Source organism: Streptomyces sp. NPDC001832 (assembly GCF_040297265.1).
Classification (GTDB): domain Bacteria; phylum Actinomycetota; class Actinomycetes; order Streptomycetales; family Streptomycetaceae; genus Streptomyces.
The window spans coordinates 180,921-193,353 of record NZ_JBEOYU010000009.1 but is presented as its reverse complement, the minus strand read 5'-3'; the positions used below and the strand labels follow the sequence as shown (position 1 = coordinate 193,353).

The 12,433-nt window shown below is 66.1% G+C and carries 10 protein-coding genes; 9 read left to right on the top strand and 1 reads right to left on the bottom strand.

Annotated elements, in window-relative coordinates; genetic code table 11:
* Positions 1–107: 107 nt before the first annotated feature.
* The gene (locus ABT115_RS10845) at positions 108–1,316 is read right to left on the bottom strand and encodes a PucR family transcriptional regulator (protein ID WP_351786625.1); all 1,209 of its coding nucleotides are present in this window, start codon (positions 1,314–1,316) and stop codon (positions 108–110) included.
* 899 nt (positions 1,317–2,215) lie between these two features.
* Here ABT115_RS10845 and ABT115_RS10840 point away from each other — a divergent pair.
* From ABT115_RS10840 to ABT115_RS10800, 9 genes are all read left to right on the top strand, one after another.
* Complete coding sequence (locus ABT115_RS10840) at positions 2,216–3,148, top strand: hypothetical protein (protein ID WP_351786622.1); 933 nt, start codon at positions 2,216–2,218, stop codon at positions 3,146–3,148.
* Positions 3,149–3,491: 343 nt separating this feature from the next.
* On the top strand, positions 3,492–4,160 hold the full coding sequence (locus ABT115_RS10835; RefSeq protein WP_351786619.1) for a hypothetical protein: 669 nt from the start codon (positions 3,492–3,494) through the stop codon (positions 4,158–4,160).
* A 502-nt stretch (positions 4,161–4,662) separates the two neighbouring features.
* Entirely contained in the window at positions 4,663–6,147 is a 1,485-nt protein-coding gene (locus tag ABT115_RS10830; protein WP_351786616.1) for a DUF6801 domain-containing protein, read from the top strand.
* A 269-nt stretch (positions 6,148–6,416) separates the two neighbouring features.
* Positions 6,417–7,412: an ABC transporter ATP-binding protein gene (locus ABT115_RS10825; protein ID WP_351786613.1), complete on the top strand. Its 996-nt coding sequence runs from the start codon at positions 6,417–6,419 to the stop codon at positions 7,410–7,412.
* Positions 7,409–8,269: an MlaE family ABC transporter permease gene (locus ABT115_RS10820; RefSeq protein ID WP_351786611.1), complete on the top strand. Its 861-nt coding sequence runs from the start codon at positions 7,409–7,411 to the stop codon at positions 8,267–8,269. Before ABT115_RS10825 ends, ABT115_RS10820 begins: the two co-directional genes overlap by 4 nt.
* A gap of 3 nt (positions 8,270–8,272) precedes the next feature.
* Positions 8,273–9,076 carry an MlaE family ABC transporter permease gene (locus tag ABT115_RS10815; RefSeq protein ID WP_351786608.1) on the top strand — a complete coding sequence of 268 codons (804 nt, stop codon included), beginning with the start codon at positions 8,273–8,275 and terminating at the stop codon, positions 9,074–9,076.
* Positions 9,076–10,389 carry an MCE family protein gene (locus ABT115_RS10810; RefSeq protein ID WP_351786605.1) on the top strand — a complete coding sequence of 438 codons (1,314 nt, stop codon included), beginning with the start codon at positions 9,076–9,078 and terminating at the stop codon, positions 10,387–10,389. The genes ABT115_RS10815 and ABT115_RS10810 overlap by 1 nt, the downstream gene beginning before the upstream one ends.
* Positions 10,386–11,417: an MCE family protein gene (locus ABT115_RS10805; RefSeq protein WP_351786602.1), complete on the top strand. Its 1,032-nt coding sequence runs from the start codon at positions 10,386–10,388 to the stop codon at positions 11,415–11,417. The genes ABT115_RS10810 and ABT115_RS10805 overlap by 4 nt, the downstream gene beginning before the upstream one ends.
* Positions 11,414–12,433 (top strand): MCE family protein, encoded by a 1,020-nt coding sequence (locus tag ABT115_RS10800; protein WP_351786599.1) that lies wholly within the window; start codon positions 11,414–11,416, stop codon positions 12,431–12,433. The genes ABT115_RS10805 and ABT115_RS10800 overlap by 4 nt, the downstream gene beginning before the upstream one ends.

Below are 12,433 nucleotides of genomic sequence, written 5' to 3'. Positions count from 1 at the left end.
GCGTTGTCGGAACGTCCGCATACATCCAGTATGCGGACGTCCCTCCGCCTTGCGATGCACCGCATCTGACGCCGCGCGCTGATCCACCACGGATTACGGGACAGCCCTTACGCGTCGGCGCCGCGCTCGCGCAGCTGGAGTGCCCGTAGTACGGCCTCGGTCGCGAACCGGCTTTCGGGATCGACCAGTTGTTCACCGAAGATGGTCTCCAGATTGCGCATCCGGTACCGGACGGTCTGCGGATGCACATCGAGCAGCTCACCCATGTGGGCAGCGGTCCCTCGGGTTTCGAGCCAGATGCGGAGTGTCTCGATCAGCCGCTCGCGCCGGTTGGCGCTGATCCCCGCGATCGGAGCCAGCTCGCGCCGGGCGAGCTGATCGAGAAGGGCCGTGTCGGAGAGGAGCCACAGCGTGATGAGGTGGTCCTCGCACAGGACGAGTGGTGCATCTGCGATGATCCCGGCGTCGATGAGTTCAAGGACCCGGCGGGACCAGCGGATCGAGTCCGAGGCGAGCGAGGTGGGGACGGTCAGTCCGATGGCGGCCCGGGTGCCGAGGAGGGTGCGCTCAAGCATGTGTCTTCGCGCATCGTCGAGTGGTCCCGGGATGAGTAAATGAGGCTGAGGGGCGCTGAGATCGACCAGGATGTCGCGGTCCAGGCCGGCCCGGTCCAGGCTAGCCGGGGCGCGGGCGGCGACCAGGGTCACCTGCTCCGGCAGCGCCCAGCCGGTCTGCTCGCAGAGCTCGGCGATGGCGGTACCGGGTACCGGCCGGCCGGCGAGAATCAGATGCAGCAGACGACGGCGCATGGCCCCGCTCTGCTCGCCGGACTGTGACTGCACCTCGAGGAATCCCTCACGGGAGAGTGTTTCCAGCTCGTCGACGTACGCGAACAGCGCGTCGGCGAAGCTGAGCATCAGAGTGGGCGAGAAGCTGTAGCTCCGGCCGATCTTCTTGGCCCGGCGCAGTGCCACCCGGGCGCCGAGCCGATAGGCGCCCTGCAGCGTCTCCATGTTGCGGCCCTCATAGGCCTCGAACCGCCCGAAACGGCGGCACATGTCGTCGCGAAGCGTGGTGGGGGAGGAGGGCTCGGCGACCAGATCGACGAACGACGCAAGGCTTTGTTCCACGCCGACGCGAATGGCCTGACCGTTCGGGCCGTGGAGCAGACGCGCGTATTCCGGATAGGCCCGGGTGACCTCGACGCCGATTTCCTTGATCAGGCTCGGCAGTTCGGGCCGCAGGATTGCGGCGAATTCCTGGGGGAGCGGACCCAGTGGATCTCCGGTGTCCGACGGCTGGATGAGTTTTGGCATGACTGTCCCCTTGCTCTCCGGCGCCCGGTTGGGGTGAGGCGGTGGGGGGAAAGCGCTCCCACTGTCCGACAGGTGCGTACCAAGTCCGCGATGAAGATAGACCAAGTCGGTAGCGGTGCCCACCACTTGCGCAAGATCACAGTGCAAGGGGCACGCATCTCGGCCCCGCTATCGGGCTTTGGTGCAGGTGGGGCAGCAGTGCTCACTTCCGGACAATGCATTTCGGCCGCTTGTTTCCTGACGACACAATGCGACGGCCGGTTTACCGGTGCCGTCGACGGTCTGCGGCTGAGGGTGCTCTGGGAACGAGCGCCCGTCCTTCTGGGGGATGGTCGGGCGAAGCGGGCCAGTGCGGCCGGGCATCGGGCCGGGGTGCCGTCGCGCTCGTGAGGACGGGAGGTTGGGGACTGCTGCCGGACCCGGTGCGGTGCGTTGTGGTCGTTGCCCGGCCGTGTGGCGCGTTCCCGACTCCCTCACTCCGTCGGCGGGCGTCAGCCTTCGTGCTTGGGCTGCCCGTCCGGACACACCTTCCGGACGAACACATACGCATTTCTTGATAAGCCGTCGTGGCCCTTCTGCTCAGTTCCGGATCAAAATCCGAGTATCGCAAAAGATCTTAAGCGGCGGGATTGTGTCTCCGTGTTTCCCGCAAGTAACATCACCGCTCGGCCAATTAAGGCGTGAAATTTGCCTGTAATCACCTTTGGTTCTTCACCTTCGGGACAGCCCTTATGCACCACCGACACCGGGCCGTCGGCGTCCACCCGGCGCGGCCGGCCCCCGGGAAGTCCTGCACGCAATGCATGCAGTGATCCGTGACGCCGATGCCGCCTGCGTGGAAACCGGCCAATTTCATCTACGACGCCGCGCCATGGGGGCGGCGGTCAAGAGGGGACGACATGAGAACTGTTTCGACCGGAGTGCGTGTGGGGGTGCTGGCGGCCTTCACTGCGTTCGTCGCCGTGCTCTCCACCGGAACAGCCACCGCTGTCACCCAATTGAACGGTCACTGGGCGCCGTTCAACAGGTGCCCTGTGGATGCTCCCGCGATGCTGGCGGCCGACGGCGTGACGAACATTGCGACCTGCATCTCCTCCCACTCCGCCGGCGGATCGATCAAGCTCGGCAACACGCAGGTATCGACCGGCAACACCGACCTGCAGCTCGGAGTGGTCCAGCACAGCGACGGCACCAGCTCCCTGGTCGCTCCGGCCGAGGGCGCACTGATCGCCGACCCCGCGGATCTCCCCGGCGGTCTGCTCGGCCTGATGTGCCCGAGCAGCATCCCTGTCGTGTCGGGGATCTGCGAACAGATCACGAACAGCACCCTCAACAAGGTCACCGCCACCATCGAACCGGCCGGTGACCCACGGGACTTCAATATGGCCGCGAGCTTCTCAACCGACGTGCCGATTCTGGCGATCCCGGTCCGTATCCACCTGCGGAACCCGTTCCTCGGCGACACGTGCTACATCGGGAGCACCTCGAACCCGATCGTGCTGAGGCCGCGGAACATCACTGCCCCCTCCCTCTCGCTCCAGCAGTTCGACGGCAACGGGACGCCCAGCGACTCGGGCGAGATGGGGCGCTACACCTTTGACGGCGCCGATCAGGGGGACTCCAGCTACGCGGTCCCGGGTGCCGGCGGCTGTGGCGCCGGACTGCTGGACTGGGCCGTCAACCTGAAGACCGGCCTTCCCTCGGCCTCGGGCAAGAACAATGTGGTCCTGAGCCAGGCCTCCACGTACTTCGCGAGCCCCTACGACCCCGCAGGACTGGCCCCGAACGAAGGCCAAGCCCTGTCGCAGTACTGGCACTCCGCCACCCGGTAGGCGAAAGTACACCGTCACAGCTTTCCGGTCGCCCGGGGTGACTCGCCCCTGCGGTGACGCGCTGGGAGTTCGAAAAGCAGATGAATTGAAGAACGGTCTCTTCTCAATTCTGAATCGGCGGAGTACCGTGCCGCTCGGTGGTCGCCCGTACGCAAAATGGTTCAGCGCCATAGCCGGAACACATCGCGTGAATTCCCCGCTCGACAGATTTACGGGCCAGTTGCAACCCGCCCCGTACGCCGGCGGGAGTACTTCCCCAAGAAAAATCCGCTGGTGGATCGTGACGATCGCTTCGTCCGACTCCAACTCATTCCCCAACGGGACAGGAAAAGGGAGAAGTTCCATGCTCAAGAAGACGAAAATCCTGACCGCGGTCGGTGCCGCGGTCGCCGCGGTGGCGCTGGCAACTCCGTCGGCGTTCGCCGGTCCGACCGCCCCCTGGACCATCACGCCGACCGGCGACTTCACCGGGACCGCCGGTGTCACGGTGCTGACGGACAACAACGGCAACAAGATCCAGTGCGCCACCTCCACCGCGGCGGGGAACATCCCGACGTCCCCGGTCAGCGGCAGCCCGGCGAAGCTGGCGGACATCACGTCCATCTCGTTCAACTCGCCCTGCACCGGGCCGTTCAGCTCAACCTGGACCGTGACCACCACTGTCGCGCCCCCGTGGGAGCTCTGGGGCAACAGCTACGCGGCGGGCGCCGGCACCAACCTCACCGGTCAGACCACCGGTCAGATCAAGGAGATCAAAGCGACGGTGACCGGCAGCAGCATCCTCGGACCCTGCACCTTCAACGTCACCGGCAGTGTCGCGGCGAAGTACAACAACCCCAGCGCGGGCGGCTCCAACGGCACTCTCGACACCTCGGGCGGTGGTCTCACGCTGACCATCGGAGCCAAGTCCGGCGGTGGCTGCGGGATCGTCGGCACCACGGCGAGCTTCGCGGGTCTGTACACGATCAAGACCACGGCCACCGGCACGCCCTCGCCGGTCATCGTCGGCTGACGATTCCCCGGTGCGGCCGGGGAACGTGTACGGGTGCCCGGTCACATCCCTTGTGGCTGGGCACCCGTGCGACGCATGGCACTAAGGGCTGTCCCGTATCCCCGGCGGGCGCGCGACGACAGCTGCGGCACCTCGCGGCTTTGTCGGAACGTCCACATACATCCAGTATGCGGACGTCCCTCCGCCTTGCGATGCACCGCATCTGACGCCGCGCGCTGATCCACCGGGGATTACGGGACAGCCCTTAGCCCAGGTTCCCCTCACGCAGGGGGCGACAACTCCACGCCGCTGCTTTGTCATCGAATGACAAGAATTTCCTGCTGCCGCTCGAATCGAAACGCAACTCTTCCCAGCCGCGACCCGGAGTGCGTAGCGTACCCACCGGTAGTGACCGGATTCAGCTGCTCGAAGGTGCGCTACCCATTTGCCGGTCGGTCTAAGTGGACCCACATCCGCAACCATGTGGCATTCATGTCCACGCATGCTGGAAGGACTTATGCGCATGACCGTCGACGCACGCGAATCGGCACGGCGACCGCTCCGCCTGGCCGTGGGTGGGGCCCTCGTCGTTTCCGCCGCATTCATTCCGGGCGCTGAATCGGTGGCGGCCGACCAGAATTCCGAGGTCGCGCTCGCCTACGAATGCGAATTCCCCTCAGGCGCTGCGGAGGTCGGCGTTACCGTTTCGGCCTCGCTCCCTCAGTCGGTGGAAACGGGTGAGGCGGTCCGGCCCGACCATGTCTCGGTCGCGGTGAAACTGCCACAAGCGGTCCTCGAGCAATTCACCGGACTGGAGGCGACGAACCTGTCGGCCGTCGCGCAGCTCACCGTTCAGCACCGCAGCGGTGACCAGTCGGCCGATGCCGCATGGGCGAATCTCGGTGCGCCGCCGGTGCCGCTCCCCGCAGAGGGCGGGCTGGTGCTGACCGCGGCCGGCGACGTACCCACGGTGACGTTCGGCTCGCCCGGGAAGGCCACCCTCTCGCCCGCCGGTCTCGCCCTGTCACTCACTCCCCGCAAGGCCGACAACGCCCCGACGTCGCCGCCGAGTCTCCAGGTCGTGTGCGAGCTCGCACCCGACCAGGACTCCACGCTCGCGGCCGTGCTTGTCGAGGGCTCCGGTTCCGGTCCCACGCCAGAGCCCGAGGTGAGTACTCCCGCGCCGGCCACGACGAACCCCCGGCTGCCTGGTGGAGGGTTCTCCTCGGACACCCGCAAGAAGATCGAGGCGCTCACCGACAGGATGCTGGCCGACGAGGACGACCCCGGTGACAGTTGTCCCATCGTGATCCCGCCCGAATGGGTGATGACGACGGCGGACACCTATGTGGCGGGCTACGCCAACGCCCTCAAGATGGACGGCGCTGTGGCCCTGGGGCCCGCGCACATGAAGGTGACGCTGAACAAGGTCTACATCAACGACTCGTGTGCTTCCACAGTCGACGTGACGTCCGAGGCGGAATTCGAGTACAAGGGGCGGCGACAGCTGCCGCCGGCCAAATCCACCTTCCTGACGTACGGGTTCATGCCCACCACCGCCACTGTGGAACTGGAACAGGTGGGCCCGCCGGCCGTCGTACAGACCCATACGGTCACCAACACGCCCGAGTATCCCGAAAGCACAACCGTCACCACAAAGCTCTCCATGCGGATACGTGACGTCAAGGTGAACGGCGTCCCGCTGAACGTGGGGGACAACTGCCGGACGGCCGAGCCCTTCGAACAGGTCCTCAAGGCGTGGGGCCAGAGCTATCCGCGCTCCGGCTACCTCGTGGCGTACGGCGGAACCCTGTCCGGCTACGCGCACATACCGCCGTTCAAGGGCTGCGGGGTGGATGAAAACCTCGACGCCGTCTTCACCTCCGCGATCTCCAGTGCGGGCAAGGACGCCGACAACTACACCAAGATGACGCAGGCCGCGCTGTGCGTCGCGACGAACCCGGACGGTCCCGACTGTCCGCCGAAAGTCCCGACGCCCGAACGATGAGCGGCGCCTGAGACGTTTCACGTCGGCGCATGCACACAGGAGCGCTTGCGCAGTTTTCGACAAGATCGGAGGCGGCTTTGTCAACGAGTGACAAGTGACCCGCATCCAGCACATCGTTCGTTGATTTCCGCTGTTCAACGGCTTGTCCTGGCGGTTTCGACGGACATAGCGTGCGCCCCCTGGTGCATGTGTGACGAGCCGCCATTGGATTTCTCAGAGCCGGAGCGCTGACAGATGACTTCGTTCACAAAAACTTCGAAGGAGGGCCGATGGGAATCGAAGTAGTCGTCGAAGGCCTCACGAAGTCCTTCGGCAAGCAGAACATCTGGCGGGACGTCACCCTCACGCTGCCCGCCGGCGAGGTGAGCGTGATGCTCGGCCCTTCCGGCACCGGAAAGACCGTTTTCCTGAAGTCCATCATCGGTCTGGTGCAACCTGAACAGGGGCGCGTCCTCATCAACGGCGTCGACATGGTGAACAGTCCCGAACGCGAAATCATGGAGACTCGAAAGCTCTTCGGTCTCATGTTCCAGGACGGCGCTCTCTTCGGTTCGATGTCACTCTTCGACAACATTGCCTTCCCGCTGCGTGAGCACACCCGCAAGAAGGAATCGGAAATCCGCCGGATCGTCATGGAGCGGATCGACATCGTAGGTCTCCTCGGCGCCGAGGACAAACTGCCCGGCGAGATATCCGGCGGTATGCGCAAGCGTGCCGGCTTGGCCCGCGCCCTCGTCCTGGACCCGCAGATCATTCTCTGCGACGAACCGGACTCCGGACTCGACCCGGTCCGCACCGCCTATATCTCCCAGCTGCTCATCGATCTCAACGCGCAGATCGACGCGACCATGCTCATCGTCACCCACAATCTCGACATCGCGGCCACCGTGCCGGACAACATGGGCATGCTGTTCTGCCGCAACCTTGTCACCTTCGGGCCGCGCGAGGTGCTGCTGACCAGCGACGTGCCGGTCGTCTCCCAATTCCTCGCAGGACGTCGAGAAGGCCCCATCGGGATGGCCGAGGAGAAGGACGCAGCGACCCTTGCCGCCGAGGAGGTGAACGGATACGGGGCCGGCATCACTTCCGCCAACGGCCCGCGCACCGTCGTGCCGCAGCTGGAACCGTCGCCGGGCATGCCCGTCCGGCGGGCGGTTCTGCGCCGCCGTGAGCGGGTCCTGTCGATGATGGGCCAGCTGCCGGAGGCCGCGCGTACGGCCATCATGAACAGCTACACCCCGGCCGCGGGCGGTGAACGCCCGTGACGGCCCCCATGCCGGTGCGCCCCCCCGAGCCGCCCACGGCCGGCGTGGCCCACGCGACTGTGCAGAAGGCCCCGGAGCAGCGACCTCCGACGCGGCTGCTCGCCCCGCTGCGCGAGACCGGGAAGCTGTTCTCCCTCGCCGGGACCGTGAGCCGTGAGGTCTTTCGCAGACCGTTTCAGATGCGGGAGTTCATCGAGCAGTTCTGGTTCGTCGCCAGCGTCACCATCCTGCCCGCCGCGCTCGTCTCCATCCCGTTCGGAGCGGTCATCGCCCTCCAGGTCGGCTCGCTGACCCAGCAGCTCGGCGCCCAGTCGTTCACCGGCGGCGCCAGTGTCCTCGCCGTCATCCAGCAGGCCAGCCCGATCATCGTGGCGCTGCTGATCTCCGGCGCGGCAGGCTCGGCCATCTGCGCCGACCTCGGTTCTCGGAAGATCCGTGAGGAACTCGACGCGATGGAGGTCATGGGCGTCTCTCCCGTTCAGCGCCTCGTCGTCCCGCGCGTTCTGGCCACCATGCTGGTGGCCGTCCTGCTGAACGGCCTGGTCTCCGTCGTCGGCACGCTCGGCGGCTACTTCTTCAACGTGATCCTGCAACACGGCACTCCCGGGGCCTATCTGGCCAGCTTCTCCGCCCTCGCCCAGCTCCCCGACCTGTACATCAGCGAGGTCAAGGCGCTGATCTTCGGCTTCATCGCAGGGATCGTCGCCGCCTACCGCGGTCTCAACCCGCGCGGCGGCCCCAAGGGCGTCGGTGATGCGGTCAACCAATCCGTCGTCATCACCTTCATGCTGCTGTTCTTCGTGAACATGATCCTCACGGCGATCTACCTCCAGATCGTCCCCGCGAAGGGGAGCTGACCGATGGCGATGCTCAGCTGGCTCGATCGATCGGGCGAGCAACTCATTTTCTACACAAGGGCATTGATCTGGATACCGCGGACCCTGCGCCGCTACCTGCGCGAGGTCCAGCGGCTGCTGGCCGAAGTGGCCTTCGGCAGCGGCGGGCTCGGAGTCATCGGCGGCACCATCGGCGTGATGATCGCAATGACCCTCTTCACCGGCACGGTCGTCGGCCTCCAGGGGTACGCGGCCCTCAACCAGATCGGCACCTCCGCCTTCACCGGCTTCATCTCCGCCTACTTCAACACCCGGGAGATCGCCCCGCTCGTCGCCGGTCTCGCGCTCTCCGCGACCGTCGGCGCCGGCTTCACCGCCCAGCTCGGCGCGATGCGGATCAACGAGGAGGTCGACGCCCTGGAGGCGATGGGCGTGCGGTCCATGCCCTACCTCGTCACCACTCGGATCATCGCGGGGGTCGTTGCGATCATTCCGCTGTACGCGATCGGGCTGCTCTCCTCGTACCTCGCGTCCCGCTCCATCACGATCCTGTTCAACGGACAGTCCGCGGGCACCTACGACCACTACTTCAATCTCTTCCTCTCCCCGGACGACGTGCTGCTATCGGTGCTCAAGGTGCTGATCTTCAGCGTGATGGTGATCCTCGCCCACTGCTACTACGGGTTCCACGCCACGGGCGGGCCCGCCGGAGTGGGGGTGGCCGTCGGTCGGTCCGTGCGCAACGCCATCGTGCTCATCAGCGTCACCGACTTCTTCCTCTCCCTCGCCATCTGGGGCGCCACGACGACGGTGAAGGTGGCCGGCTGATGAATTCACACCGGATGCAGACCGTCCGCCGCAGACTCGCCGGAGTCACCTTTCTTCTCGTGCCCGCAGTGCTCGTATGGGTGTCGGTCTCGGTGTACAAGAAGGATTTCACCGACGACGCCACCGTGACCGTACGCACCGGAAGCGTCGGCAACGAGATGCACGACAACGCGGATGTGAAGCTGCGCGGCGTCGTCGTCGGACAGGTCCGCAACATCTCGGCCGACGGGGACGGGGCCCGGCTCACCCTAGCCATCGCGCCCGACAAGCTCGACCGGATCCCGGCCGACGTGACCGCCCAGATGCTGCCCACCACACTCTTCGGGGAACGGTTCGTGGCACTCGTACCGCCCGAGGTGCCGTCCGCCCAGTCACTGCGTGCCGGGGCCGTCATCCCGCAGGACCGCTCCAGCAACGCCATCGAGCTGGAGGAGGTCCTCGACAACGTCCTGCCGCTGCTTACCGCGGTGAAGCCGGAGAAGCTCGCCGCCACCCTGGGCGCCGTCTCCCAGGCACTCGAAGGACGCGGCGAGAAGCTCGGCGAAACTCTCCTCACGCTCGACGCCCATCTGGCGAAGTTCAACCCGCAACTCCCGGTGCTCAACGCCGACATCAAGGAACTCGTCAAGGTGAGCAAGGTGTACGAGGACGCCGCACCCGACGTCCTCGACGCGCTCACCGACTTCACCACCACCAGCGGCACCATCGCCGAACAGCAGGCGGAACTCGCCGACCTGTACGGGTCCACGACAGCCTCCGCGCAGGACATCACCTCGTTCCTGCAGGAGAACAAGGACAACCTGATCCGGCTCTCCGCCACGGGCCGGCCGACGCTGGAACTGCTGGCGCGGTACTCGGACGAATTCCCCTGCACCCTGCGGACCATGGCCGGCTTCGTCCCGGCCATGGACAAGGCGCTCGGCAAGGGCACCGGCCGGCCCGGACTCCACGTCACCGTCAAGTCCGTGAAGTCCAAGGGCAAGTACGTGCCCGGCAAGGACACCCCGGTCTACGACGCGACCGGCGGGCCGCACTGCTACTCCGTGCCGTACGTGGGCCGAACCGTACCGACCGCGAGCGCCCGTACGGCCGCCGCGGCCGTCCCGGTCGGCAATCCGACCGACAACGAACCGACCGGTACCACACCCCCAAACAGGGACTCTGCCCTCGGCATGCCCAACTCCCCGCAGGAGAGCCAACTCGTCAACGAGCTGGTCGCTCCTTCACTGAAAGTCCAGCCGCAGGCCCTGCCCGACTGGAGCAGCGTGCTCATCGGTCCGGCCTTCCGCGGTGCGGAGGTGAAGCTCAAGTGAAGCGCCGTTCCCTCGCCAGGCCACTCGCGAAATCGATCGTCTTCATCCTGGTGACCGTTCTGGCCACCACCGTCCTGGGGCTGTCCATCGCCAATACGGGGGTTGGCGACACCACCACGTACAAGGCCAGGTTCACCGACGTCACCGGACTGATCGTCGGCGACAGCGTCCGGATCGCCGGGGTCAAGGTCGGACAGGTCGAGTCCATCGAGGTGGCCGACAAGCGTCTCGCCGAGGTCGGCTTCGCCGTCCGCAAGGGGCGCAAGCTCCCCGCCTCGGTGACCGCGTCGATCAAATACCTCAACATGGTCGGCCAGCGGTACATCGACCTCGACCAGGGTGCCGGGCCGGTCGGCCGCAGCTTCGCCGCCGGGGCGACCATTCCGCTCTCCCGCACCACCCCGGCGCTCGATCTCACCCAGCTCTTCAACGGCTTCCAGCCGCTCTTCGAAGGACTCTCCCCGCCGGACGTCAACCAGCTCGCGGGCTCCATCGTCCAGGTGCTCCAGGGAGAGGGCGGCACCGTCGACAGCATCCTCCAGCACATCGGCTCGCTGACCGGCACGGTCGCCGCCAAGGACAAGGTGATCGGCGAGGTGATCAAGAACCTCAACACGGTCCTGAAGACCGTCAACGATCGTGAGGCCGGATTCAACGACCTCGTCGTCACCCTCCAGAAACTCGTCACCGGATTCTCCGGTGACCGCAAACCGCTCGGCCAGGCAGTGACCGCGATGGGTGCGCTCACCACCGTGACCGCGGACCTCCTCGACGACGGCCGGCGACCGCTCAAGAACGACATCAAGCAACTCGGACGACTCTCCGACCAGTTGGGCAAGGGAACCCCGCAGATCGAGAACTTCCTGCAGAAGACCCCGGCCAAGATGGAAGCGATCAGCCGCCTCGCCTCGTACGGCTCGTGGCTCAACCTCTACCTCTGCGAGGCCAAGGTCAGCGGTGTGACGACCGAGGACGGCAGCGCACCGCCCACCGGCATCGCGATCACCCAACCGAGGTGCCTGGCATGAGAATCAAACCCGTACGGGAACGCAACCCCGTGGCCGTGGCCGTCGTCGGTCTGCTCGTCCTCGCCCTCATCGGTCTGGCCGCCTACCGTGCCGACTCGCTGCCCTTCATCGGCGGCGGCACCACCTACACCGCCGACTTCACCGAGTCCGCCGGGCTCGGCGAAGGCGATGAGGTACGGGTCGCCGGAGTGAAGGTCGGCGAAGTCACCGGTGTCTCACTCGACGGCTCCAAGGTGAAGGTCGATTTCAAGGTCAAGGAAGTCTGGATCGGCAACTCCTCCACCGTGGGCATCGCCATCAAGACACTGCTGGGCGAGAAATATCTCGCCGTCGACCCGCTGGGCGACGCCCCGCAGGACCCGCACGAGCGCATCACGGTGAGCCGCACCACGTCCCCGTACGACGTCACCCAGGCGTTCAACGGACTCGGCGAGACCATCGGAGAGATCGACACCCGACAGCTCGCCAAGAGCTTCGAGACGATCTCCGCCACCTTCAAGGACTCCCCGCCGGACGTGAAGAGCGCAGCCGACGGGCTCTCCTCACTCTCCAGGACGGTCTCCGAGCGTGACGCCCAGCTCGCCACCCTCCTCAAGGGCAGCAAGCAGCTCACCAAGACGCTCGCCGACAAGAAGAGCAGCTTCGAAACCCTCCTGGAGGACGGCAATCTGCTCCTCGGCGAGATCCAGGCACGCCGCGACTCCATCCATCTGCTGCTCACCGGCACCCGGAACCTGGGCGCTCAGCTCAGCGGCCTCGTCGAGGACAACAACAAGCAGCTGAAGCCCACCCTGGACTCGCTCGGCCGGGTCACCGCGGTGCTGGTGAAGAACCGCAAGAGCCTCGACAAGGTGCTGTCGCTCGCCGGCTCGTACAACCGGCTCGTCGGTAACACCCTCGGCAGCGGCCGCTGGTTCGACAACTACGTCTGCGGCGTCGTCCCGAAGAACTACCTGCCCGCCGGAACACCCCCGGCGACCGGATGCATGCCACCCAAGCAGCAAGGCGGCCGCTGA